The organism is Paremcibacter congregatus, assembly GCF_006385135.1.
GTDB classification, from domain to species: Bacteria; Pseudomonadota; Alphaproteobacteria; order Sphingomonadales; family Emcibacteraceae; genus Paremcibacter; species Paremcibacter congregatus.
The window spans coordinates 4,050,001-4,074,707 of the sequence record NZ_CP041025.1; the positions used below are offsets into that span (position 1 = coordinate 4,050,001).

General features: G+C 52.8%; 22 protein-coding genes (1 of these 22 running past the window's edge). 7 read left to right on the top strand and 15 right to left on the bottom strand.

The features are described 5' to 3' along the window. A protein-coding gene (locus tag FIV45_RS17715; protein WP_099474285.1) for a peptidoglycan DD-metalloendopeptidase family protein crosses the window boundary here: on the top strand, nt 1-1,325 show its 3' portion. The gene continues 73 nt to the left of window position 1, outside the view; only the last 1,325 of its 1,398 coding nucleotides appear in the window; the start codon falls outside the window, past its left edge; its stop codon occupies nt 1,323-1,325. A 72-nt stretch (nt 1,326-1,397) separates the two neighbouring features. Here FIV45_RS17715 and clpB read toward each other — a convergent pair whose 3' ends face one another. From clpB to prmC, 3 genes are all read right to left on the bottom strand, one after another. Continuing rightward, complete coding sequence (gene clpB / locus FIV45_RS17720; protein ID WP_099474283.1) at nt 1,398-3,989, bottom strand: ATP-dependent chaperone ClpB; 2,592 nt, start codon at nt 3,987-3,989, stop codon at nt 1,398-1,400. Between the two features lie 188 nt (nt 3,990-4,177). Next, entirely contained in the window at nt 4,178-4,954 is a 777-nt protein-coding gene (locus FIV45_RS17725; RefSeq protein WP_099474281.1) for a DUF4167 domain-containing protein, read from the bottom strand. Between the two features lie 242 nt (nt 4,955-5,196). Then, nucleotides 5,197-6,060 carry a peptide chain release factor N(5)-glutamine methyltransferase gene (gene prmC, locus FIV45_RS17730; RefSeq protein WP_165777059.1) on the bottom strand — a complete coding sequence of 288 codons (864 nt, stop codon included), beginning with the start codon at nt 6,058-6,060 and terminating at the stop codon, nt 5,197-5,199. Nucleotides 6,061-6,120: 60 nt separating this feature from the next. On the opposite strand from prmC, the gene FIV45_RS17735 reads away from it, so the two are divergent. After that, the gene (locus FIV45_RS17735; RefSeq protein WP_099474277.1) at nt 6,121-6,966 is read left to right on the top strand and encodes a M48 family metalloprotease; all 846 of its coding nucleotides are present in this window, start codon (nt 6,121-6,123) and stop codon (nt 6,964-6,966) included. A 6-nt stretch (nt 6,967-6,972) separates the two neighbouring features. Here the strand turns inward: FIV45_RS17735 and prfA are convergent, their stop codons facing one another. The 7 genes from prfA to FIV45_RS17770 all read right to left on the bottom strand — a co-directional run bounded on the left by prfA (nt 6,973) and on the right by FIV45_RS17770 (nt 16,564). After that, nucleotides 6,973-8,052, bottom strand: coding sequence for a peptide chain release factor 1 (prfA, locus tag FIV45_RS17740; RefSeq protein WP_099474275.1), 1,080 nt, complete (start codon nt 8,050-8,052; stop codon nt 6,973-6,975). A gap of 57 nt (nt 8,053-8,109) precedes the next feature. Continuing rightward, on the bottom strand, nt 8,110-9,360 hold the full coding sequence (gene hisS, locus FIV45_RS17745; protein ID WP_099474273.1) for a histidine--tRNA ligase: 1,251 nt from the start codon (nt 9,358-9,360) through the stop codon (nt 8,110-8,112). 19 nt (nt 9,361-9,379) lie between these two features. Beyond that, nucleotides 9,380-10,501, bottom strand: a complete 1,122-nt coding sequence (ispG, locus tag FIV45_RS17750; protein ID WP_099474271.1) for a flavodoxin-dependent (E)-4-hydroxy-3-methylbut-2-enyl-diphosphate synthase — start codon at nt 10,499-10,501, stop codon at nt 9,380-9,382. A 162-nt stretch (nt 10,502-10,663) separates the two neighbouring features. Then, on the bottom strand, nt 10,664-11,656 hold the full coding sequence (locus FIV45_RS17755; RefSeq protein ID WP_099474269.1) for a helix-turn-helix domain-containing protein: 993 nt from the start codon (nt 11,654-11,656) through the stop codon (nt 10,664-10,666). 255 nt (nt 11,657-11,911) lie between these two features. Continuing rightward, complete coding sequence (gene ptsP, locus FIV45_RS17760) at nt 11,912-14,176, bottom strand: phosphoenolpyruvate--protein phosphotransferase (RefSeq protein ID WP_204602295.1); 2,265 nt, start codon at nt 14,174-14,176, stop codon at nt 11,912-11,914. 104 nt (nt 14,177-14,280) lie between these two features. Next, nucleotides 14,281-15,294 (bottom strand): NAD(P)H-dependent flavin oxidoreductase, encoded by a 1,014-nt coding sequence (locus FIV45_RS17765; RefSeq protein WP_099474265.1) that lies wholly within the window; start codon nt 15,292-15,294, stop codon nt 14,281-14,283. Nucleotides 15,295-15,340: 46 nt separating this feature from the next. Continuing rightward, a complete protein-coding gene (locus tag FIV45_RS17770; protein WP_099474264.1) occupies nt 15,341-16,564 on the bottom strand; it encodes an aspartate kinase in 1,224 nt (407 codons plus the stop codon). 220 nt (nt 16,565-16,784) lie between these two features. Here FIV45_RS17770 and ubiG point away from each other — a divergent pair, with 220 nt between their 5' ends. The 3 genes from ubiG to FIV45_RS17785 are packed head-to-tail and all read left to right on the top strand — an operon-like array spanning nt 16,785 to nt 18,914. Continuing rightward, nucleotides 16,785-17,558 carry a bifunctional 2-polyprenyl-6-hydroxyphenol methylase/3-demethylubiquinol 3-O-methyltransferase UbiG gene (gene ubiG / locus FIV45_RS17775; RefSeq protein WP_099474262.1) on the top strand — a complete coding sequence of 258 codons (774 nt, stop codon included), beginning with the start codon at nt 16,785-16,787 and terminating at the stop codon, nt 17,556-17,558. After that, the gene (gene fdhD / locus FIV45_RS17780) at nt 17,551-18,381 is read left to right on the top strand and encodes a formate dehydrogenase accessory sulfurtransferase FdhD (RefSeq protein ID WP_099474260.1); all 831 of its coding nucleotides are present in this window, start codon (nt 17,551-17,553) and stop codon (nt 18,379-18,381) included. Before ubiG ends, fdhD begins: the two co-directional genes overlap by 8 nt. Next, nucleotides 18,378-18,914 (top strand): GNAT family N-acetyltransferase, encoded by a 537-nt coding sequence (locus tag FIV45_RS17785; protein WP_099474257.1) that lies wholly within the window; start codon nt 18,378-18,380, stop codon nt 18,912-18,914. The genes fdhD and FIV45_RS17785 overlap by 4 nt, the downstream gene beginning before the upstream one ends. Here FIV45_RS17785 and mobA read toward each other — a convergent pair. The 5 genes from mobA to FIV45_RS17810 form a co-directional block, all read right to left on the bottom strand. After that, complete coding sequence (gene mobA / locus FIV45_RS17790; RefSeq protein WP_099474255.1) at nt 18,911-19,549, bottom strand: molybdenum cofactor guanylyltransferase MobA; 639 nt, start codon at nt 19,547-19,549, stop codon at nt 18,911-18,913. The two genes, FIV45_RS17785 and mobA, sit on opposite strands and share 4 nt — an antisense overlap. Nucleotides 19,550-19,555: 6 nt before the next feature. Continuing rightward, nucleotides 19,556-20,056, bottom strand: coding sequence for a DUF1178 family protein (locus FIV45_RS17795; RefSeq protein WP_099474253.1), 501 nt, complete (start codon nt 20,054-20,056; stop codon nt 19,556-19,558). A 67-nt stretch (nt 20,057-20,123) separates the two neighbouring features. Then, entirely contained in the window at nt 20,124-20,963 is an 840-nt protein-coding gene (locus FIV45_RS17800; protein ID WP_204602293.1) for a carbon-nitrogen hydrolase family protein, read from the bottom strand. Between the two features lie 23 nt (nt 20,964-20,986). Next, complete coding sequence (grxC, locus tag FIV45_RS17805) at nt 20,987-21,241, bottom strand: glutaredoxin 3 (protein ID WP_099474325.1); 255 nt, start codon at nt 21,239-21,241, stop codon at nt 20,987-20,989. Between the two features lie 108 nt (nt 21,242-21,349). Then, nucleotides 21,350-22,144 (bottom strand): ComF family protein, encoded by a 795-nt coding sequence (locus FIV45_RS17810; protein WP_099474323.1) that lies wholly within the window; start codon nt 22,142-22,144, stop codon nt 21,350-21,352. Between the two features lie 63 nt (nt 22,145-22,207). On the opposite strand from FIV45_RS17810, the gene FIV45_RS17815 reads away from it, so the two are divergent. Next, nucleotides 22,208-23,092: a methyltransferase domain-containing protein gene (locus tag FIV45_RS17815; protein ID WP_099474252.1), complete on the top strand. Its 885-nt coding sequence runs from the start codon at nt 22,208-22,210 to the stop codon at nt 23,090-23,092. A gap of 287 nt (nt 23,093-23,379) precedes the next feature. Beyond that, the gene (locus FIV45_RS17820; protein WP_099474250.1) at nt 23,380-24,693 is read left to right on the top strand and encodes an OprO/OprP family phosphate-selective porin; all 1,314 of its coding nucleotides are present in this window, start codon (nt 23,380-23,382) and stop codon (nt 24,691-24,693) included. The last annotated feature ends 14 nt before the right edge of the window (nt 24,694-24,707 follow it).

A 24,707-nucleotide genomic window follows, 5' to 3' on the forward strand; every position in this document is an offset into this window, starting at 1 on the left:
TGGCGCTTTTTGTTGGCGGCACCCTGCTCGGGAATGTGATCAGCTTTGCCCCCGAGGACGCCACCACACCACAGACACATCTGCCGGCAGCAGAGGCCTATCTTGATGAAGTCAATTATGCCCCACAAGATGAAATCCTTGAGGAAGAGCCGGTACCGGCCGCCCCGGAGCCGGTTGAGAAAACCGTCACCATCAAGCGCGGGCAGGGCATGATGGATGTGCTGGTCAAAAGTGGCGCCGATCGTCAGGATGCCTATAAAGCCATCAAGGCCCTGTCACAGCATTATGACATGCGCAAACTCCAGATCGGTCAGCAGCTGCAGGCGACCTATGATCCCGAGGGACGTCTCAGCGGTCTGAGCATGGAAAAGAATTTCGATCATATCATCAAGGTCAGCCGCGACGCCGACAGCTTTTCCGCCCGGCTGGCCGACCAGGAGTCCATCAGAATTACCCGTCATGTGCAGGGAACCATTGATGACAGCCTGTTCCTGTCCGCCTATCGTGAAGGCCTGCCCAATAGCGTGATCGTCAATCTGATTCGCATTTATAGTTTCGACGTGGACTTTCAGCGCGAGATTCGCAAAGGCGACCAGTTCGAGATATTTTATGAACGCAAAATGTCCGAAGATGGCCGCCGGGTTGAAGAGGGTGATATCCTCTATGCCCGTCTGACCTTAAGCGGCAAGCCGATCAGTCTCTATCGCTATCATCCCCAAAAAGCCGCCTTCGCCGATTATTTCCATGAAAATGGCCAGAGCGCCAAGAAAGCCCTGATGAAAACCCCGATTGAAGGCGCCCGCCTGTCCTCTCATTACGGCAAACGCAAACACCCGGTACTCGGCTATACCCGCATGCATAAAGGGCTCGATTTTGGCGCGCCCACCGGCACACCCATCATGGCCGCCGGCGACGGGGTGGTCGAACGGGCCTCCCGCTATGGCTCCTACGGCAACTATGTCCGCATTCGTCACAACGGGACCTATAAAACCGCCTATGCCCACCTGAGTAAATATGGCCGCGGCATCAAAGCCGGAAAACGGGTCAAACAGGGACAGGTCATTGGCTATGTCGGGGCCACTGGCCGGGTCACCGCCCGCCATCTGCATTATGAAGTTCTGGTCAACGGCAAACAGGTCAATCCCCTGCGTCTGAAGATTCCCACCGGCATTACCCTGAAGGGAACGGAAAAGGAAACCTTCCAAACTGCGGCCCGCGCCATTGATCAACAAATCGAGGACATCCGGCAGAATATTCTGCTCGCCGCCCATCAAAAGGTGGCCTTTCGCAAAACAGCAGACTCCCCCGTACTCCTGTCCCCATAAAGCCATCCTCTGCACAGAACAGAAAGAACCGGGCCCTGATGCGACATAGATCATCAGGGCCCGGACAAAGGGTTAAACCGCCGACGTCATCTCGAGACCGTCAACGCCGGCCGTGACACTAATATGCGTGCCTTCGGGCGCCTTGCCTTCCAGAATCAGATTCGCCAGCTTGTCCTGCACATGATGCTGGATCACCCGTTTCAGCGGACGCGCCCCATAAACCGGATCATAGCCCGCATGGGCCAGCCAGTCCTTGGCGCTTTCATCCAGCGTCAGGGAAAGCTTGCGTTCGGCCAGGCGTTTTTCCAGGCGGCGCAGTTGAATATCAACAATGCCGTGCATATCGGTCCGGGCCAGGCGGTGAAACAGGGTCACTTCATCAAGACGGTTGAGGAATTCCGGCCGGAACGCCAGTCGCACCTGATCCATCACCTGAGAGCGCACCTCTTCGACATCAGCACCGTCTTCCTGACCGGCGAGAATATCGCTCCCCAGATTACTGGTCAGGATGATCAGACTGCTGGTGAAATCCACCGTACGGCCCTGACCATCGGTCAGACGGCCATCATCCAGGACCTGCAGCAGAATGTTAAACACATCCGGATGCGCCTTTTCTACCTCATCGAACAGGATCACCTGATAGGGTTTGCGGCGAACCGCTTCGGTCAGCACCCCGCCTTCATCATATCCGACATAGCCGGGCGGGGCGCCAATAAGGCGCGCCACCGCATGCTTTTCCATAAATTCGGACATATCGATTCGCACCATGGCATGTTCATCATCGAACATGAATTCCGCCAGCGCCTTGGTCAGTTCGGTCTTGCCAACCCCCGTTGGTCCCAAAAACAGAAAAGAACCAATCGGCCTGTCCTGGTCCTGCAATCCGGCCCGCGACCGGCGTACGGCGGCCGACACGGCCCGCACCGCTTCCGATTGCCCGATCACACGACGGGCCAGGTTTTGCTCCATATGAACCAGTTTCTCCCGTTCGCCTTCCAACATCTTGTCCACCGGAATTCCTGTCCAGCGGCTGACAACCGAAGCGATGTCCTCTTCGCGCACCTCTTCTTTCAACAGATGTGTTTCCGGCGCTTCGCCGTCCGCCGCCTCAACACTTTCCAGCGCTTTTTCCAGTTTGGGAATGATGCCGTAAGTCAACTCGCCGGCCTTCGCCAGATCACCGCGCCGCTCGGCCTGTTCCAGTTCAATCCGGGCCTGGTCGAGTTGTTCCTTGATCTTGACGTCCCCGGCAATACGGTCTTTTTCCATTTGCCATTGGGCGGTCAGGCTCGCCGCGGACTGTTCCAGTTCGCCAAGTTCTTTGTCCAGCTTCTCCAGCCGTTCGCGGGACGCCGAATCCTTTTCTTTCCGCAGCGCTTCTTTCTCGATTTTCAGCTGAATAATCCGCCGGTCCAGTTCATCCAGCGCCGCCGGTTTGCTTTCGACTTCCATCTTGATGCGGGACGCCGCCTCATCCACCAGATCAATCGCCTTGTCCGGCAAAAACCGGTCATTGATATAGCGATGTGAAAGAACCGCCGCCGCCACAGTCGCACTGTCCGTAATGCGTATGCCGTGATGTAATTCGTATTTTTCCTTCAGGCCACGCAGAATCGAAATCGTGTCTTCCACCGTGGGTTCAACCACCATAACCGGCTGAAACCGACGTTCAAGCGCCGCATCTTTTTCTACATGTTTGCGGTATTCATTCAGTGTCGTCGCACCGATACAATGCAGTTCACCCCGGGCCAGGGCCGGTTTCAACAGATTGGACGCATCCATGGAGCCTTCACTGGCCCCCGCCCCGACAATGGTATGCATTTCATCAATAAACAGGATGATCTGACCCTCGGCAGCCGTGACCTCCTGCAAAACAGCCTTCAGGCGTTCTTCAAACTCACCGCGGTATTTCGCCCCGGCCACCAAAGCCCCCATATCCAGAGCCATGACTTTCTTCTCCAGCAGGCTCGCCGGGACATCCCCATTAGCAATACGCAGCGCCAAGCCTTCAACAATTGCCGTTTTCCCAACCCCCGGTTCCCCGATCAGGACCGGGTTGTTTTTCCGACGACGCGACAGCACCTGAATGGTCCGGCGAATTTCTTCGTCCCGGCCAATCACCGGATCAAGCTTGCCGTCCCGGGCCGACTGGGTAAGATCCAGTGCATATTTCTGCAGCGCATCGTAACTGTCTTCGGCCGAGGCACTGGACGCCGTACGGCCCTTACGGATTTTATTAATCGCGTCATTAAGGTTTTGCGCCGTGAGGCCGGCTTTTTTAAGAAACTCCGCCGACTTGGTGCCTTTCGCCAACGTCAATGCCAGCAACAACCGTTCGACCGTGACATATTCGTCACCGGCTTTTTCAGAAATTTTAGACGCCTCTTCAAAAAGACGCGCCGTTTCCGGAGCAAGATAAAGTTGCCCCGCCCCGCCGCCTTCGACTTTCGGATAGGCCAGAACATCCGCTTCCACTGCTTTCAGCGCGGCTTTGGGGTCAGCCCCGGCAGCCGTCATCAAATTGGCCGCAAGACCTTCTTCATCTTCCAGAATAACTTTTAAAATATGTTCCGGGGTAAAGCGTTGATGGCCTTCCCGAATGGCGTAACCCTGAGCCGATTGAATGAAACCCCGGCTGCGGTCGGTGTATTTCTCTAAATTCATATCCCTCTCACTCCAATTTCATCATAAGATATCTTACATATGATGTTGTATTTATATCACACAAGAGGGCGAGACTGAAAAATATCTTCTGCACCACGGCCAATTAAATACAAGACGGGTTACCAAATACAAAAAGGCCGGGACAATGCCCGGCCTGATCTCATATCGTCGCAAAAATAGTGCTGACATTATTCTGCGGGTTTTTCGCCCACTGTATTTTCAGAAGGGACGACCACTTTCTTGCGCGGTTTCCGCACCACTTTTTTAACAGGCGCCTCTGCCTCATCCGCAGATGCGGTTTCCTCTGGCTTAGCCTTCGGCGGGCGCCCCCTGCGTTTCTTCGGGGCTTCTGCCTCAGGCGCGCCAAGATCAAATGTCAGAGGAAGTTCCGTACCTTCTGCACTGTCTGGCTTTTCAGGTTTTGGCTTTTTAGCCACCGGCTGGCTCTCTGGTTTTGAGACGTCCTTATCCACAGAACCCGCCTTATTTTCCTCTTTCACATCGGAAGAAAGGTTTTGGCTTTGTGGTTCTTGTTTATTCTGGTTGTCCTCAACCGGTTTTGAATTCACCCGTCGTTCCGCCTCGGCTTCAGCTTTCCTTGCCTTTTCAGCATCCCGGGCGACTTGTGCCGCGGCTTCACTGGCCGCAGTTTCCGCATAAATACGGTAATAATGGTCCCCATGCTGAGCAAGAGATTCGGCTTCCAGGCGATCAGACGCCCTTTTTTCCTGGGCAAGCGCAATATACTTTTCATAAAGCTGCTTGGCATTGCCGCGCAGGTTACCGCCCGGGCCACGGCTTTCCATTTGCCGGTTGCCGGAGTTGGACGGCTGGCTGCGGCCTTGCTGGTTACGCGGCTGCTGGTTACGTTGCTGATTAGCACGTCCTTTGTTTTGCCGCTTTTGATTATTATTCTGATGGGGTCTGCCCTGTCTGTTCTGACCGGCATTCTGATTTGGTTTCATGAAAACAACGCTAAATAAGGGCTACCTAAAACATGGAATAGACACATATTTCATGTGACTCATCATGCCTGACAGCGGTTACTTCTAAAAAATATTTGTATCTGGGGTTTCATTTGCCGGAAATTATCATTTATGATTCGTCCGGACCCTGACTCTCTTACGAGAGTGGTTCTACAGTACCCCGATGATGCTCAAATGCCAACTTTATTTTTCATTTTATTGTGCATAAAGCCGTATTTACCTTAAAAATGAAAGGTGACACAACGATCACGTCCCGCCAAATCAGGCAACACCCTGATATTTTGGGCCGAAGTTTGCGCAAACAGCTCTGACACTGCAGCCCCCTGAAGGTGACCGATTTCAAGAAACACCTGTCCTCCCGGTTTGATCCGCCTGGGAATGATCTCCGTCAGCCTCCTGTATTCCCGCAAGCCTTCTTCTTCTGCGAACAAGGCCATATGCGGTTCATATTCCCGCACATCACTTTCCAGATCCGCCGCCTCGTGAAGCCCTATATAAGGGGGATTGCACAAAACCACATCAAATCTCCTGTCCGTCGGCAAGGCCGCATCCCAATCGCTCTGAAGAAAGTGACACCGCTCCACATACCCCAAATTTTGCGCGTTTTCCCGGGCAATGGTCAACGCCTGCCGCGACAGATCCACCGCCGTACCGCGGGCATTCGGAAATTCGGACAGAAATGACAGCAGCAAACACCCACTGCCTGTACCAAAATCGATCACGTCCAGCGGCGCCGTCTTGTCAGGTAACGCCTCAAGCGCGGCCTCGATCAAGGTTTCGCTATCCGGGCGCGGTGTCAAACAATCCCGGGTCACTTTGAAACGCAGGCTCCAGAAATCCCGTTGCCCAAGAATTTGCGACACCGGTTCACGCTGCAGTCTGCGGTCCAGCAGACGACCGAATTCCTCAGCGCAAGGCTGCGACACCACTTGATCCGGTTCAAGCAAAAAATCCAGGGCGCTCAGCCCGAGACTCTCCTCCAGAAGTACATCCACATCACGCGCCGCTTCGTTAATCCCTGCTTCGACCAACCGGGCGATCGCCCTTTGACGCAGAGAGCGTAACCTTTGGGTATCCTCGGTCATATTCATTTATTTCATTCTCTAATGGTGATATGGTTTGTTCTTATCATAAAGAGAAAATATATGAAAATGCGCAAAATTATTTATTCGGCCAAACTTGGCGCCGCCCTTATGGGCACAACAATGATGTTCAGCCTGACAACAACTGGTCTGGCCAAAGAAACAACTGCGCTCCAGCCGCCCTTCCTTCAGGAAATTCAGGATCAGCTCACCACCGTCAGCGGCCTGAAAGACCAAAACATAACCATTGTGGTCATCCCGGACAAAAAACGTATCATGGACATCCGTCCGGACGCTATCCGTCTGTCCTATGGTTTTCTGCAACATATGCAGGATGTCAATCAGCTGATCTCCACTCTGGCCCATGCCACCGCTCATATCGCTCTGGATTATGTCAATACGCCGCCTTTACCAGAAGATGCCGGCGGCGACGATAAGGGCACTTCTGCTGCGGATTACATTGCCTCAAGCGTAAGACCGCGCTATCCCGACAAAAGCAATCCCCCCGTGGCCGATGCCGGTTTTCAAAATGACGAGCCAAAAATTATTGAAAGGCCGCGTTACGAAAATGAAGACTACCGTTTTGAAGTCAATAAAGCCGACGTCGCCGCCGCAGAGCAGGAATTGAGATCCGATGAAGCCGCAGGAAAAATTCTTGCGCATGCTGGCTACTGCCCATCTGATTACAGTCGCATGCTGCAATATTTCTATGAACATCCCCAGAAATTGCTTGGTAATGATCATTACGCTCTGGATTCCGATCAATGGCAACGGGTAGATGCGGCGGAGCACCTGCACAGCACAAAACAAGCCTGTTCACCGGCCCAAATCAATAAAACCCAAAAACACGCGGAGGCCTTTAACCAGTGGAAGACCAGGATCCTGGGCGCCTTACACGTTCAAAAGTGATCGACTTTACTGATTCATTTCAGCCATTTGTGCCGCTTGTTCTTCAGTGATCAAGGCCGTAATCACTTCTTCCAGGGCGTCTCCCGCCAGAATCTGGTCCAGCTTATACAGAGTCAGATTGATACGGTGGTCCGTCACCCGACCTTGTGGAAAATTATAGGTACGAATGCGCCCGGAGCGATCCCCGGACCCCACCTGTTCCTTGCGGTCGGCTGAACGTTCCGCATCACGGATGGCTCGTTCCGCGTCATAAACCCGCGCCATCAGAACCTTCATGGCCTTCTGTTTGTTTTTCAGTTGGGATTTTTCATCCTGTTGCTGAACCGTAATTCCGGTGGGCAAATGGGTCAGGCGCACCGCGCTGTCGGTGGTATTGACACTCTGGCCACCGGGACCGCTGGCGCGAAAAATATCCACCCGGATATCACTGTCATTAAGTTTAATATCCACCTCTTCCACCTCGGGCATCACCGCCACAGTCGCTGCCGATGTATGAATGCGCCCCCCGGTTTCCGTATCCGGCACCCGTTGCACCCGATGCACCCCGGATTCGAATTTCAGTTTGGCAAACACACCCTTGCCGGAAACTGAAATAATGGCTTCCTTAAACCCCCCGACATCACTGGTCGAAGAACTGACCAGATCAAATTTCCAGCCTTCAAGCTGAGCATATCGCTGATACATCCGGAACAGGTCTCCGGCAAACAACGCCGCCTCATCGCCACCAGTACCGGCGCGAATCTCGAGCAAGGCGTTTTTATCCGCATCGACGTCTTTCGGCAGCAGCATGATTTCCACGTCACGCTCAAACTCCGGAAGGCGTTTCTTCAGATCCGGCAGCTCCATCTCCGCCAGTTCCCTCATTTCCGCATCCCCCTCGGGGTCAGCCATAATCTCTTCCAGATCGGTCATTTCCTGAACCATGGAAAGATAATCCTGCGCCGCTTTGACGATCGGCGTAAGGTCGGCATATTCCCGGGAAATTTTCACGAATTCTTCCGAAGACATCTCCGCCGCATTGGACATCATATGTTCCAGTTCTTCATGGCGGGTAATCAATTGTTGCAGGCGTTCTGTAGGTATCATTGTCTGGGATCTTTGTCATTGTGAACAGGGCAGGTGAGGGCAGGTCGTCTCCCTGCGCTAACGGTATTCCGCCAGATGATCCAGAAGCTGATCCAACGCCACCTCGGACTGGCTGCCATCATCGAATTTCTTGACGGTAACCACGCCGCGCTTGAGCTCGTCTTCGCCCACAAGCACCGCCGCCACCGCATTGGCCTTGTTGGCCCGCTTCATGCGCTTGCCCATATTGCCCCGGTAAGACATATCGATGGCAAAGCCCGCTTCCCGCAATACCTGGGCGAGGCGCATCGCCTCCGTTTGGCCTTCGGCGCCAACAGGCACCACGGCGATCGGGCGTTCGTCCTCCGGCACCAGATCCGGCGAAATCAGATCCGCCAACCGCTCCATCCCCGCGGCCCATCCGATACCGGCTGTGGCAGGCCCGCCCATTTTTTCGATCAGCCCGTCATAACGCCCCCCGGCCAGAACTGTGCCTTGCGCACCAAGTTTGCTGGTGACGAATTCAAAGGCCGTGTGGCTATAATAATCCAACCCCCGCACCAATCGTTCATTCCGCACATATTCAATGCCCAATGCATCCAACCCGTTCAAAACCTCATCAAAAAAGACCCGGGAAGTTTCATTGTAATAGTCAGAAATCTTTGGCGCATCTGCGACGAGGACCTTGTCCCCTTCATCTTTGCTGTCGAGAATCCGCATGGGATTTTTCTCCAGCCGCGCCAGACTGTCGTCACTTAATTTGTCTTTATGGGCCGTGAAATATTTCACCAGCGCATCGCGGTACGCCAGACGGCTTTCAGGATCACCCAGACTGTTCAGTTCCAGCGTAATATCATCCATCATGCCAAGTTCCCGCAGCAGCGTCGCCGCCAGAGCCAGCACCTCAATATCGGCCTGAGGTTCAGGCACGCCGAGAATTTCCACATCCATCTGGTGGAACTGGCGCATGCGGCCTTTTTGCGGACGCTCGTAACGAAACATGGGGCCAAAGCCGTAAAACTTACAGGGGACCGATTGTTGCAGGCCGTTGGAAATAAACGAGCGGGCTATGCCCGCGGTATACTCCGGCCTCAAGGTCAGCTTCTCGCCACCGCGATCCTCAAAGGTGTACATTTCTTTTGACACCACATCGGACGTCTCCCCGAGCGTCCGGCTGAAAATCTCGGTAAATTCAAAAATCGGCGTACTGATTTCTTCATGACCAAACCGTCGAGCAATATTTTGAAAAGTACTATGGATAAATCGAAATGTCCGTGCCTTATCGCCCATAATATCGTGGGTGCCGCGTACGGGTTGTAATTTCGCCACTAAATTTGCTCCTTAACGGTCAGGCGTTCAGCCCGGATTTTGCTTTTTCGGCGTCCAGTTCCGCCGCTTTTTTCTCGACCAGTTCGACGATATGTTCCACCAGCCCGTCATCATCAATTTTATGATCGGACATACCATTGAGATAGACCATATGAGTACCGTTGCCACCGCCGGTAAGGCCAATATCGGTCTCCCGCGCTTCTCCCGGACCATTGACCACGCAGCCGATAATACTGAGGCTCATCGGCGTCGAGATATGTTCCAGTCTTTTTTCCAGGGTTTCCACTGTCTTGATCACCGGATAAGCCTGCCGCGCGCAGGACGGGCAGGAAACAATCCGGACCCCCCGATGACGCAGGTCAAGGCTTTTCAGCATATCAAAACCGACTTTCACTTCTTCCACCGGATCGGCGGACAGGGAGACCCGAATGGTGTCGCCAATACCGGACCACAACAGCATGCCCATGCCAATAGAAGATTTTACTGTGCCGCTGCGCAGGGCGCCCGCCTCGGTGATACCAAGATGCAGGGGGTAATCGCACGCCTCGGACAGGCCCTGATAGGCCGCAACCGCGAGGAAAACATCAGACGCCTTGACGCTGATCTTGGTCTCGAAAAAATCATTATCTTCAAGAATACGCACATGCTCGAGCGCACTTTGCACCATGGCTTCCGGACAGGGCTCGCCAAACTGTTCCAGCAAATGTTTTTCCAGTGACCCGGCATTCACCCCGATACGGATAGAACACCCATGATCCTTGGCGGCCTTCACCACTTCGCGCACCCGATCCGAAGATCCGATATTGCCCGGATTAATGCGCAGGCAAGCGGCCCCGGCTTCGGCCGCCTCGATGGCGCGTTTGTAATGAAAATGAATGTCCGCTACAATCGGCACATTCACATTGGTAACAATTTCTTTCAAGGCCGCTGTTGATTCAACGTCAGGGCAGGAGACCCGAACGATATCAACCCCGGCCTCTTCCGCCTGTTTAATTTGCCGGATGGTGGCCTGAGCGTCTGTGGTCAGGGTATTGGTCATGGTCTGCACCAAAATAGGCGCATCGCCCCCCACGGGGACATTACCCACCATAATTTGTCGTGACGTGCGTCGCATAATATCGCGATAAGGCCGAATGCTCATGTGCCGTCCTGTTCTGCATTTGGACAAAAGAACAGCATCACTGACACTGCTCTCCGCCCGGATTTCATTTTCGGCGTAAACATGCGTAATGTTGCCCTGAAGATCAAGGGGAATCGCGTAATAAGGACAGCTTTTTTATGGAATTTCAGCCAATCCGGCTGTTCAATGAGACAATCGCGCCGTTGTCGTCAACAGATCCGCCTTATCAAGGCTGATATTGTGTCGAATTTCACCAGCCTTGCCCAAGGAAGATACAGGAACGGCACCAACAAACAGAGACACTGCCCCGGCATTGCTGGTCATCAAGGTCATCCCGGCCCGATCCGCCATATAGAACTCTTCCCCCGCCAAAAGAATGCGGTCAACAAGAACATCTTTTTCCGCACTGATCACCCGTACCCAGGAATCCTGTGTAACGCTCAGGCGAACCTGGTCTGCAACCGGCGTCCTTACCTTGGCATCCAATGGAGTCGCCTGGGCCTGCTGCATCAGTGTAAAATGACTGTCTTGCTTCTCAGGCTCTTCTTCTCTGACAACTGGCGCCGGAACAGGTTTTTCTTGAACCGCTGCGATCTGGATAGTTTCGGCTTGCAGAGTTTCCGAAGCAATATTCACCTGCGCAATTTCAGAATCGCCCCGGGTTGTTTCTGCGACTTGCGCCAGGATATTAGAGGCCACATCGGACATTTCCGGCAACGCTGACAGCATCATCTGGTTTTTTTGTCCCATCGCGTGCCACACGCCGTAGAGCGCCAACAGGCTCAAAACAATAAAGGACAGCGTCATCATCTGACCGTAATTATGGGTTTTCTCCACCTCGATGAATTTCAGGTCAACCTTCTTGCTGCTCCCGTTATATTCTTTTTGATATTGCGCGACGATTTGCGTGACATTCAAGCCGAGATAGGCTGCATAATTCTTTAAAAATCCGGAGGCATAGCAGGCAGAAGGAAACTTATTAAAGTCATCCTGCTCCAATGCGGCCAGCAAATGCGGCCGAATGCAAAGTTCCTGTGAGATCTCTGCCAGATTGAGCGCGCCCTTTTCTTCGCGAGCCTGCATCAATTTCTGACCGACGGTCACCCGGGCCGCCACATCTTCCGGGCGGGCGCCTGCTTGATTGATATCTTCTTCTAAGACAAGATTATGATTCACTTTTTTGATCCCAACATCTGATATACACCGCTGAACATGATTACTGTTGCTTGCTTCGTTCTGGCGAATCCTACCTGAATTTGTTTTCTTTTTTGTTAACCATGCCGACAAAATTCAATAAAAATTAAAAGATTGTTTATCTTTGCCCGATTGGTTGCGTTTTTTCGCATAGGCAAGAGTGAAACGTAGACTCATTTACTGAGTCAACAAAAAACTGCAAATATACATAATTTAAGGGAAAAATAGCCTGAATCACTATATTTTGATGCCGTGATCCTTGGCAAAGGTCGTCAACAACCCCCGAAGGCTATGATCAGAACGACTCAGCAATCCCATCATATAACTTTCCACATCGGCGAGATTTACGCTGCGAATCATCATTTTTATGGGCCCAACCGACGCTGGCGCAATGGACAACCGACGAAACCCGATAGCAATCAGAGCCAATGCCGTCACCGGCTTACCCCCGATTTCTCCGCACAAGGTCAGCGGCACCTGATGTTCGTTACATTTATCGACAATGCTCTTCAACATCAGCAACGCCGGAGGAGAAATCGGGTCATAGCGCCCGGCGAGTTTTGCATTCTCCCGATCACAGGCAAAAAAGAACTGCATCAGATCATTGCTGCCGATGGACATAAAATCAATCATCGGTAATAAATTGTCCAGTTGCCAGATCAATGCCGGCACTTCCAGCATCGTGCCCACCTTCACCTTGCTCGGCAGGGTTACCTTACGTTTGATCTGGCGATCAATTTCCTTATTCAGGATATCCCGCGCCATTTTAAACTCGGTCACGTCAGAAATCATCGGAAACATGATGTTCAGTTCCCGGCCCTCTGCCGCCTTCAACAATGCCCGAACCTGATACCGCAGCAACGCCGGTCGATCAAACGCAATCCGGATCGCGCGCCAGCCGAGGGCGGGATTGGCTTCATGATCCCGCTTCAAGAAAGACACCGGTTTATCACCGCCAATATCCAGGGTGCGGAACACGACCGGCTTGCCATTTGCCGCTTCCAGAATATCCCGGTAAAAGTCCGCCTGCGGCCCGACACGGGGCAGGGACTCGCTAACCATAAACTGAAATTCCGTTCGAAACAGCCCGACTCCGTTGGCCCCGGTACGCTCCAGGCCATCCATATCAATACTCAGCCCTGCATTGATCATCAGCTCCACTTCAACGCCGTCCAGGGTCTTGGCCGGCTTGTCCCGCAGAGCGGCATATTTAGCCAGAAGCACATTACGTGATTCGATATTTTCCTGATAGCTCTGCAGAATTTCCGGCGGCGGTGAAAAATAAACCACACCGTCAATTCCATTGACGATCACCTGTTCACCTTCGGCCACTTCCAGCAAGGCTTCTTCCATATTGCCGACCATGGGAATGCCCAGGGCCCGGGCCACAATGGACACATGTGCCGTTTGTGATCCATTCTGCAAAATGACACCGCAAATTTTTTCCCGGTCATAATCCAGCAAATCGGCCGGCCCCATGTTGCGGGCGACCAAAATCACCTTCTCCGGCAAATTGGCTGACGCCGCCGTGCCCACGCGCCCCATCAGGTGACGATTCAGGCGGTTGGCAAGATCATCCAGGTCACTCAACCGTTCCCGCATATAAGGATCGGCCATCTGTTGCATGCGTTGTCGATTGTCGAGCTGAACCTTTTCCACGGCGGCTTCCGCCGTCAACCCTGTATCAATGATATCAAGGATTTTATTCTTCCAGCCCTTATCCTTGGCGAACAGCATATAGACGTCGAGAATTTCACGGTGTTCGCCCTGATGGCGCATGTCCTCCGCCGACATCATGTCCTCAATTTGCTTTTGCAAGGCATCCAGCGCCACATCCAGACGCACTTTTTCCTGAACGATATTGTCGGTCAGATGTTTGACCACCTCGATTTTAGGTTCATGAAAAACCGCTACGCCTTCGGCCATGCCCTCCGCAAAGACCACGCCTTCAAAGCGCGATGTCGCCGCCCGTTCCAGGGTTGCTTCCTGCTGCTCCAACGGGTCAAGCAATTCACCGCTGCCAAGCAATTCCGCCAACACCATGGCGACCGTCTGCAAGGATTCCTTTTCTTCCTCCATATAATGGCGATGTGTCTTGTTCTGCACCACCACCACGCCGACAACTTTGCCTGACCGCAGAATCGGCACGCCGAGAAGAGACTGATAGTCTTCTTCCCCGGTTTCCACCCGATAAACGAATTTCGGATGTTTCTGGGCATTTGGCAAATTGAGGGGCATGCCGGTGGCGGCAATATGGCCGACAAGACCTTCCCCGACCCGAAGACGGGTTTGGTGGACCGCGGATTCTTTCAGACCTTCTGTGGCAAATAACTCGAGGATTTCACCGCCCCGCAGAAAATAGACAGAGCAGACTTCGGCAATCACGTTGCTGGCAACAAGACGTACTATATCTGTCAGGCGTTGCTCGGCTGTACCGGCTCCCGCCATAATAGCATGTAGACGTCTTAAAAGTTGACGAGGCGCATTACTAACCGGAGTCAAATATCCCCTCCTCGAATATAAACTGTTGCCTCATGCCCCAAGAAACTCATAGAAAATTTACAGAAAAACTGGAACGCGGCGCGGTAAAAATATCTTATATCACATCACTCTGTAGATAAATACTCAATAGCTTGGTCAATCAGGTTATCCACGATTTCCTGCGTGGGCAGTTCACTTTTGACGGTACCGACAATTTGCCCGGCCATCAATGATCCGCCGTCCACATCACCGTCGATTACGGCTTTGCGCAACGCTCCGGCCCAGTAGTGTTCAATCTCAAGTTGAGCTTCTTTCATATCCAGTTCCCCGGATTGATGTCGGGAAATGATGGTGCGCTGGGCTTCCATAAAGGATTCAGAGGCCTTGTTTTTCAACGCCCGTACCGGGATCACCGGAAAGCGCGGATCAATCTGAACCGAGGTGATCGCATCCCGGCTATTGCCCCGAATAAAGGCTTTCTTGAAGTTTTCATGGGCAATACATTCTGTTGCACAAACAAACAAGGTCCCCAATTGCACGCCAGAAGCGCCCATTTCAAGATAAGACGCCATGGTTTCGCCACGGCCAATCCCGCCGGCAACAAATACCGGCACATCTTTGATATGCGGCAATATTTCCTGCGCCAGAACCGACGTGGACACCGGACCGATATGACCTCCCGCTTCGGAGCCTTCAATCACAATCGCATCGGCGCCGGACCGGATCAATTTCTTGGCCAACACCAGCGCAGGGGCAAAACAGATCACTTTCGCGCCGCCTTCTTTCAGACGTTTTATATCGGTTGCCGCCGGAATTCCTCCGGCGAGAACGACATGAGACATCTCATGGCGCAAACATACATCAATCAAATCACTGATCTGAGGATGCATGGTGATCAAATTCACTGCAAAGGGTTTCTTCGTCAGAGCCTTCGTACCGGAAATTTCGGCATCAAGAAGGTCCGGAGTCATGCTGCCACAGGCAATAACGCCAAAACCGCCGGCGTTAGAAATCGCCGCCACCAGGTTCCGCTCTGAAACCCAACTCATGGCGCCGCCCAGAATGGCATGTTCCACCCCGAGAAAATCCTTACCTTTTTGCCATAATTCCTGCAGCCGCGTCTGACCCGAAATACTCATCTAAATTCCTTAAGCTGTTTAACTTTTGTACCGTATTCCGCGTCTATCAAGCCTGATCGGAATCAAGACCAAAAACGGTATGAAGGGCGCGCACGGCAAGTTCAGTATATTCGGCCGCAATCAGCACACTGATTTTAATTTCTGACGTGGAAATCACCTGAATGTTGATGCCTTTTTCCGCCAGGGTTTCAAACATCCGCGCCGCAACTCCGGCATGGGACCGCATGCCCACCCCGATGACAGAAATCTTGACCACATCTTTGTCCGCCATCAGTTTCGCATAGCGCACATGACCTGACTTCTGGAGAATCTCCGTCGATTTCTCAATATCACCTTCCGGCACCGTGAACGTAAGGTCTGTTTTCTTGCCGTCTTCGGAAATATTCTGAATGATCATATCCACATTGACATTGTCATCAGCCAGAGGACCAAAGATCTTGCCGGCAATACCCGGAGTGTTTTCCACCCCCACCAGGGTAATTTTAGCTTCATTCTTGGCATAGGCAATGCCGCTCACGACTTGTTTTTCCACAATTTCTTCCTCATCAACAACCAGAGTACCTGGGGTATCTGTAAAACTCGACAACACCTGAACCCGAACCCCGTGGTTCATGGCCATGGCAACCGAGCGGGTCTGCAGGACCTTGGCACCCAAAGACGCCATTTCCAGCATTTCCTCATAAGTGACCTTATCCAGCTTCCGCGCCGCAGATACAATCCGCGGGTCGGTGGTATAGACCCCTTCCACATCCGTATAAATATCGCAGCGGTCAGCCTTCAGGGCTGCCGCCAAGGCCACCGCAGAGGTATCTGAGCCGCCACGTCCCAGTGTCGTGATGCGATTATCAGAGGAAATACCCTGAAATCCGGCCATCACACACACAACATCATCATCAAGACGTTTCTGCATCTCCGTCGTATCGATATCCTCAATCCGGGCGGAGCCATGCACGGTGTTTGTCTTCATAGGCACCTGCCAGCCCAGCCAGGAGCGGGCAGACACGCCTTTATTTTGCAGGGTCAAGGCCAGAAGGCCCGCGGTGACCTGTTCTCCCGAGGAGACCACCGTATCATATTCCCGCGCGTCATGCAGGGGGGAGGCTTCTTCCACCCAGTTGACCAGCTGATCTGTCGTCCCGGACATGGCTGATACCACGACCGCGACCTGATTTCCGGCATCGACTTCTCGCTTGACCCGGTCGGCAACAATCCGAATCCGGTCAAGGTCAGCAACAGACGTGCCGCCAAATTTCATTACTATACGTGACATATTAAATTCGTTTTGCCTTTCCTGTGGCACTTGAACAGACTAAAACCGCGCTATACATATACTTTTATAGGGGCTGCGCGCAAGTAGTCCGTGTAATATAATCCGAATTTAACTGGCATATGATGAAACTATGACTAAATTAGGATGAAACCACTGCACTTACGGCCACGTATAAACCGTTGACCTGACAGCAAAATGACAGAATGAAGAAAGCCCGACCATGACCGCCGCATCAGAAAAAACATCTTCCGCATCTGCCTCTGTAGACCCGGCTGAGATCGCGCATTTCTCCGCCATGGCCGCCACCTGGTGGGATCCCAAAGGTCCTTTCAAGCCCCTGCATAACCTTAATCCAACCCGGATTGCCTTTGCCCGCGACAGCCTGTGTCGGCATTTCAATCGTGATCCGAAGGATGCGGAACCTTTACAGGGGTTGCGAATTCTCGACATCGGTTGCGGCGGCGGATTGCTGACCGAACCCATGACCCGTCTGGGGGCTACCATGGTCGGGGCCGATGCTTCTGAAAAAAATATCAAAACTGCTCAGGCCCACGCCAACGATATGGAACTGGATATTGATTATCGCAACATCACCGCAGAAGAACTGGCCGATGCCGGCGAAAAGTTCGATGCCATCCTCAATATGGAAGTAATTGAGCATGTGGCCGACATTCCTTCTTTTCTGACGGCTTGTCACGGCCTTTTGAAAGACGAGGGCTGCATGGTCATGTCAACCCTGAACCGAACGGCCAAGTCCTGGATCATGGCCATTGCCGGTGCGGAATATATCATGCGCTGGTTGCCCAAAGGCACCCATGACTGGCAAAAATTCCTCAAGCCCTCCGAACTCAGCCGGGCCCTACGCTCCACAGGCTTTGAAACACTAGACCTGAAAGGCATGGTCTATCACCCTCTGTCCGGGGAATGGTCACTTGATGATCATGATTTCTCGGTAAATTACTTGATACTGACAGAAAAAAAACAAGATGGCTGAGCCCACGGATCACAGCCAACCCCGTATCTGGCGGCCCGACCGATCATGGATCGAACAACGGGATGTGGCCCGGGAAATCCCCCTGGCGCTGGAGTATAATTGTGTCAGCCATGCGGTTATGATGGTATCCCCGTTCGATCTGGAAGACTTTATTCTCGGTTTCAGCCTCACCGAAGGCATAATCGACAACATTCATGATGTGATTGAACATACCATAGGATCGGATAACAAACCCAATCCTCATAGGGGCAGAGTAGCCCGTCTCGAAATCACACCCGCCTGCTTTCAACGTCTGGATGAATTCAAACGCAGCCTGGCGGGCCGCACCGGCTGCGGCCTGTGCGGGGTGGATCGTCTGGAGCATGCCATCCGTCCACTTCATCCTGTCAAAAGCCAACTTTCAGTAAAGGCAGAAGTTATCCACGACAGCATGCAAAGATTAAAGGCTGAACAGGTACAAAATCACATCACAGGCGCTTTGCATGCCGCCGCTTTTGTCGCACCCGATGGAAAAATCCTTTGTGTCCGTGAAGATATCGGCCGCCATAATGCCCTCGACAAACTGATCGGCCATATGATGCGCCACAAGATTGCCCCGGCAGACGGCTTTGCTCTGATCACCAGCCGCTGCAGTTTCGAAATGGTCCATAAGTGTGCCAGTTTCGGCATTCCGGTACTGGCCGCAGTTTCAGCCACCACCGATCTCGCCATCCATCTGGCCCAGGATGCCGACCTTACGCTTGTCGCCTTCGCCCGCAAGGAAGGCATGAACATTTATTGCGACCCCAAAGGCCGGATCAATTTTGCACAGGAAGGCATATGAACGAAAAATTTACCTCCCGTCTGGCCACGCTAGCCGACATTCCTCAAGTCAGAAGCCTGATGGACGCCGCGATTTTCACACTACAAAAAGAATTTCTAACCCCGGATCAGGTCACAGCCTCGGTTGAAGCCATGGGACTGGACACCACCCTGATTGAAGACAGCACCTATTTTGTCATCCTGGACCAGAAAACAATTGTTGGCTGTGGAGGGTGGAGCCGCCGCGCCACCTTGTTTGGCGGCAATCAGACCATCGGCCGGGATGACGCCCTCCTGAACCCGGCTCAGGATCCGGCAAGAATCCGGGCGATGTATACCCACCCGGACTGGAAACGCCAAGGCATAGGACGCATGATCCTTGGACTGTGCGAAGCCGCTGCGCAGGCCGAAGGCTTTCACAGGCTTGAACTGGCGGCCACTCTTTCCGGCGTACCGCTCTATCGCGCCGCCGGATATCACGATGTCGAGAAATTCACCGCCCAAACATCGCAAAACATTGATGTTCCCTTGGTGAGAATGGCGAAAAACCTCTAGGGCCGCTGCTGCAGCGTCAAATATTTTTCCGCCTGCGCAAGTTCGGCGCGGGTGTTAATATTGAAGAACGGGTCTCGCTCTTTGTCGTCCCAGACAACTTTTTTATAGGCGTGTCTTTCCACCCATTGCATCACCCGACGATTACCGGATTTGAGATATTCCGCCAGATCCCGCTGCAATGATACAGGAAACAACCCCATCACCGGATGCGGACGATGCGACGAAGAAGCGATGGCAATTAAAGTCTTCTGATCTTGTACCGCGGCTTCCAGCCGTGTCCTGTAATCCAGCGGAAAGAAAGGACAGTCTGCAGAAAAGCTGACAACGTGGTCATAGCCTTTTTGTTCTGCCCACGTCAGGGCCGCCATTAATCCCGCCAGAGGGCCTTGATCCAAAGTTTGATCCGCGATAATGTCCAGTCCATAGTCTTCAACCCGGGCCGGATCACCATTGACGTTTAAAAGCAGTAGATCCACCTGAACCGCCGCCCGGTCAATAATATGACCCAGCAACGTGGTGGTCCCGAAAGGCGCCAGGAATTTATCGTGCCCGGACCCGCCCGGATCAGAAGATTGAAATCGTTGCGACGCCCCGCCAGCGAGGATCACACCCAGCGTTTTTGACGTCTGCGTCATAAGAAATCAGCTGTCCAGCTTGCCAAGCCCCGGTACCGGCAGAATATCAACGCCTTCGCTGAGTAATTCCTCGGTATCTTCCAGGGTAGCTTCACCATAGATCCCGCGTTTTACCGCCGTACCTTCGTGAATGGCGCGGGCCTCCTCAGCAAAATTCTCGCCAACATATTCGCATTCCTGCTTCACATGGTTGCGATATTTCTTCATCGTCTCATGCATATGCTGTAGAGCGCGCTTGACATCTTCAGCACTGGTTTCAATGGTTTCAGGCACGTTGGCGCTCGCCGCAACCATATGTTCGGCGGCGAAAATTTCCAGTTCATCAGAGGATGGTTTATCACCCTTGGAACTGATATTTGGGGACATCAGGGATTTGGACACCCGGCTGCTGCCGCAAAACGGGCATTCAATCTGCTCAGCCGATACCTGGTCTTGATAGGCATCACTGCTCCGAAACCATGCTTCAAATACATGATTTTCTTCACATTTAAGGTCAAAAACAATCATACCCAACGTCCAATTCTAATACTAAAGCCACAAACTGAGGCTCTCCTTAACACGTCTTCCGCCAAGTTTAAAGCCTCACCTTGAATTCGCGGTCATGGGCCAGTGAGGGAATGCGTTCCCGGGCCTGATCACATAACGCAAGATCAATTTCAGCCACCGTGACGCCAACATCCGTCCCTCCATCATCTAGTATATTGCCCCAGGGGTCAACAATTAGTGAATGGCCATAAGTTTCCCGTCGAACGCCCTTGGCGTTTTCATGAGTCCCGGTTTGCGCCGGCGCAAAGACAAAAACACCATTCTCAATCGCCCGTGCCCTGAGCAATATATGCCAATGGGCTTCTCCGGTCACCCGGGTGAAGGCCGCCGGAACCGTCAACATCTGCGCCCCGGCCTGGGCCAGGGTGCGATAAAGCCCCGGAAAGCGTACATCATAACAAATGCTATGGCCAAGCTTTCCCCAGGGAGTTTCACTGATCACCGCCCAGGCGCCCGCTTCATAAGACCGGGATTCGCGATAGCTCTCGCCATTCGGCAAATCCACATCAAACATGTGAATTTTATCATAGCGGTTCACTATCAATCCCGTGGGGTCAATCATATAGCACCGGTTGGCGATTTTATCCCCAACCCGCACGGCCATCGAACCGATCATCAACCAGATACCCAGATCCCGCGCCAGCCTCTGAAACTGTTTCAGGCTCGGATCAGAGGCTTCGGTGAAAATCTGCTCCATCAGCGCCGTACGATCCAGTCCTATAAGAGTCGTCATTTCCGGCGTCATCACCAGATCCGCCCCCCGGGCGACCGCCTCGCGGATCAAGTTGTCCGCCACGACCATATTATCCGCCCTCTGGTTACCGGACGACATTTGTACGAGGCCAATTTTAAATGTTGTCTGATCCACAGATCACCTTGTTATCTAGAGAATTAAGCCAGCATGGCGTCAAGTTTCCCGGCCCGTTCAAGCGCATAGAGTTCATCACACCCCCCCACATGTGTATCACCGATAAAAATCTGTGGCACGGTATGGCCGCCGGACGCCCGATCAATCATCACCGGACGCTGGTCCGGGTTTCGGCCAATATCAATTTCGTCAAAGGCCTGTCCCTTTTCGGTCAACAACAGTTTCGCATCCACACAATAAGGGCACATCATCTTGGTATAAATTGTTACTTTAGACATCATCTCTACTTTTATCTTGGTCCGGCGCTCTCTCCGGATCGGGTTACTCACTTGCGTCTAATATGTGGTTTTCCGTCGGCGATTTCAATAGCTGTATCCCCGGCGCCCTCAAATCTGCCGGGGTCTGCAAACCCGGGCGATGGTCAGAACCTCGACCCGCGCTGCCCCATGACGTTTGAGAATACGGGCACATGCCTTTACCGTCGCCCCGGTGGTATAAACATCATCAACCAGAATAACGACCTGACCCCGCACCCGGTCGGCAGTCCCGTCTGACACGACAAAGGCGCCGGCGACATTACGTAAACGATGGGCGCTATTTCCATGCTGGGGCGGGGTATGTTTGATACGGCGTAATCCCTCCGGCAGATACAGAAAGCCGCGGTTTCGGGCAAAAATCTGTCCCATGATCGCTGCCTGATTATAGCGCCGCCGGCGCAGACGCTTCCGATGCAATGGTACCGGGAGAACCACAGTATTATCAGGGAAAGTCTCCCCCGGGCATGGTCCGGGACCATAGGCCTGCCCAAGCAGATCAGCCAGAAACGGGCCATATTCCAATCGGTCCCCATGTTTGAAAGCAAGTATCATCCCCCGTGAGGCCTCATCATAACGCAACGCCATACGCGCCCGGTCAAACGCTGGCGGGTTGGCTTGACAGGCGGCACAATAGTGTTCCTCGACAAGATGTAAAACACCCCCTTCAAACGGATAGCCGCAACAGGCGCAAGCCGGTCCCTGAAGAAAATCGAGCGCACCCCAACAGTCGCCGCACAACCGGCCGGCATCCTGTACACCAACACCACAGGCCAGGCACCGCGGAGGAAGCAACTGATTGAGAACCCCTGTCCAGACATGCCGGGCCCGCACTGACACATGCCGGCCTAATCCGTTTCTTGCCATTCTTTTTAGAAATCCGCCCATTTGGGTCTTTTCCCCACCCTGCAAAAATGCCATATAGGCAGTATGACAAACAAACCTGCCGCTGACAATCAGATCAAGATCTTCGACCGGGCCCAACTACGCCATAACCGTGATCAGGCCGTGAAGACTTATGATGCCCACAACTTCCTTATTCAGGAAGTTGCCGATCGCTTGTATGATAAATATCTCGACATTAATCGGAACTTCAATCGCATTGTCGACCTTGGCTGTCACGGCGGCGAGATGGCCGGGCGGATCGCCGATAAAAATGTGGTTCAGCAGGATCTGTCTCTGGGGATGGTGCAGCAGGCGAGGGGACTTCGGGTGCAAGCCGACGAAGAGGCGCTGCCGTATCAACCCGGTTCCCTTGATCTGGTTCTCAGCAATCTCAGTCTGCATTGGATTAATGACCTGCCCGGCTGCCTTTATCAGATCAAGCACAGCCTAAAACCCGACGGCTTGTTTCTCGGGTCATTGTTCGGCGGCGAGACCCTGACGGAATTGCGCCAGTGTCTGACAAAAGCCGAAGTCAACCTGCGCGGCGGCCTGAGCCCGCGTGTTTCACCCTTTATGACGGTACAGGACGCCGGAGGCCTGCTACAGCGGGCCGGCTTCTCTCTGCCGGTGGTCGACACGGATCGCATCACGGTGACCTATGAAAACGCCTTCAAGCTGATGCAGGAACTCAAAGCCATGGGAGAGGCGAATATCCTGATCAAACGCTTTCAAGGCCTGAGTTCTCGCGCCGTTATGATGGAAGCCGCCCGACTTTATCAGGAAAAATTTGTCGATGACCGTGGCCGCATTGTCGTGACTTTTGATATTATTTATCTGATGGGCTGGTCCCCCCACGAAAGCCAGCAAAAACCCCTGAAACCCGGCCAAGGCAAGGTCAATCTCGCGGATATGTTTGGGGAAAAGAGCTAGAGCATTCCCAATGCTCATCCTCATATTAACAGCCCCTATTTTAAAAACACTGGTCATGTTCCATAACAGGCCCGTGAGTTTTTCAATCTTTATCTGTTGGTAAAATCGTTGAGAGGATCATCTTATGCCTCCTCTCTCTCCACACGTTCTCCGAATATTTTATATAAGAATTCCCCCTAATACTTCGTCCATATTTACGAAACATTAAATAAATTATCGGATATTAGCGAATCATGAATTAATAACTAAGCATCTGCTATAAAACAAAATATCCAAGGAGAGTAACGTTGACACGATTTGCGAAACTAATATGTCCAGCCCTTTTATTCACCACATGTCTTACACCCCCCGCCTTTTCTCAGACGCGGGATGAGCTCACGTCAGAAGTCAACAGTCTGAAAAACCGTGTTGAAGCTCTCGAAAAGCTGATCGAAAAATTGACCACAGCAGGCGCACCAGCCCCTGCAATGTCGAAACCGGACTTGCCGGACAAAACCGTGACTTTTTCCTCCTCAGATCCCGCACCGACCTTAAAATCTGCAGATGGTAAATCCGAATTTAATGTTCGCGGACGTGTTTTTGTGGATTGGAGCGCCGGAAGTGATGACCAGGGTACTTTTGACATATCCGGCACCAAATTAAGAGCCGCCTGGTTTGGTGTTGAAGGTAAGGCCACCGACAACATCAAATATAAATTTGAGGCTGATTTTGGCGGTAACAATGTCAGCGTGAAGGATGCCTACTTACAATTCAAGGTGCAAAACTGGGCCTATACGATCGGCCAAAGCAAAATGCCAAACTCACTGGAATGGAACACCGCCATCAGCCAGACCAGTCTGATGGAACGTGGGGCTTTTAAAAGCGCGTTTGGGTTTGGTCGCGGCATGGGAATCAAGGCAGGTACTGGCGGAGACACCTGGGGCTTTACCGCCGGAATATTCCAGGGCACCAATACCTTTTCCAGCAACACCGAAGAAGGCTGGACCGCAGCAGCACGAGTCAATTATGGCGGCAAACTTGATAACACCACCTGGCTTGTCGGGATGTCTGGCCGGCTGCGTGACATGAATGACCGCACCCTGAGTTATAAGGCCAAGGCTGTCACCAACCTGACCAGCAACCTGGTCAGTACCGGGGGTACAAATAAGGATAAGCTGATTGCCGCAGAAGCCGCTTTCTCTCATGGCGCCTTTTTCGGCGCTGCAGAATATGCCTTTCTCAGTGCCACTGATGCCGGCACTCTGGGCCGCAATGCTAATTTCTCAGGAGGGTATATCGAATTTGGCTATATCCTGACGGGCGAAAACCGTCCTCTGGACATTAAAAAAGGGGCCTGGGGGCGTCCCAAAGTAGCCAATCCATTTGACCGGAAAGGTGGCCTTGGCATGTGGCAAATCACCGCACGTTATGACACGCTGGATCTTACCAATAATGGCGCCTTCGGCGGCCAGCAGACAAGTTACATTGTAAATCTAAGCTGGTATATGACCCGTTATGTCCGCGCCTTGCTGGATTATGGCCACACGGAAGTTTCCGATCTGGCTCTCGGGGCTGAAAACGCCTCCGATGTAGTCGGCCTGAGGTTGAACGTCGACTGGTAACCCCGGGTATCCAA

Excerpts from the sequence above, each read along its gene's own strand:
- ispG (WP_099474271.1), bottom strand. The coding sequence starts at position 10,501 with ATGAGCATTCGGCCTTATCGCGATATTATGCGACGCACGTCACGACAA.
- FIV45_RS17795 (WP_099474253.1), bottom strand. The coding sequence starts at position 20,056 with ATGATTGTTTTTGACCTTAAATGTGAAGAAAATCATGTATTTGAAGCA.
- prfA (WP_099474275.1), bottom strand. The coding sequence starts at position 8,052 with ATGATACCTACAGAACGCCTGCAACAATTGATTACCCGCCATGAAGAA.
- clpB (WP_099474283.1), bottom strand. The coding sequence starts at position 3,989 with ATGAATTTAGAGAAATACACCGACCGCAGCCGGGGTTTCATTCAATCG.
- fdhD (WP_099474260.1), top strand. The coding sequence starts at position 17,551 with ATGGCTGAGCCCACGGATCACAGCCAACCCCGTATCTGGCGGCCCGAC.
- ubiG (WP_099474262.1), top strand. The coding sequence starts at position 16,785 with ATGACCGCCGCATCAGAAAAAACATCTTCCGCATCTGCCTCTGTAGAC.
- mobA (WP_099474255.1), bottom strand. The coding sequence starts at position 19,549 with ATGACGCAGACGTCAAAAACGCTGGGTGTGATCCTCGCTGGCGGGGCG.
- FIV45_RS17810 (WP_099474323.1), bottom strand. The coding sequence starts at position 22,144 with ATGGCAAGAAACGGATTAGGCCGGCATGTGTCAGTGCGGGCCCGGCAT.
- FIV45_RS17765 (WP_099474265.1), bottom strand. The coding sequence starts at position 15,294 with ATGAGTATTTCGGGTCAGACGCGGCTGCAGGAATTATGGCAAAAAGGT.
- FIV45_RS17815 (WP_099474252.1), top strand. The coding sequence starts at position 22,208 with ATGACAAACAAACCTGCCGCTGACAATCAGATCAAGATCTTCGACCGG.
- FIV45_RS17785 (WP_099474257.1), top strand. The coding sequence starts at position 18,378 with ATGAACGAAAAATTTACCTCCCGTCTGGCCACGCTAGCCGACATTCCT.
- prmC (WP_165777059.1), bottom strand. The coding sequence starts at position 6,060 with ATGACCGAGGATACCCAAAGGTTACGCTCTCTGCGTCAAAGGGCGATC.
- FIV45_RS17725 (WP_099474281.1), bottom strand. The coding sequence starts at position 4,954 with ATGAAACCAAATCAGAATGCCGGTCAGAACAGACAGGGCAGACCCCAT.
- grxC (WP_099474325.1), bottom strand. The coding sequence starts at position 21,241 with ATGTCTAAAGTAACAATTTATACCAAGATGATGTGCCCTTATTGTGTG.
- FIV45_RS17770 (WP_099474264.1), bottom strand. The coding sequence starts at position 16,564 with ATGTCACGTATAGTAATGAAATTTGGCGGCACGTCTGTTGCTGACCTT.
- FIV45_RS17735 (WP_099474277.1), top strand. The coding sequence starts at position 6,121 with ATGAAAATGCGCAAAATTATTTATTCGGCCAAACTTGGCGCCGCCCTT.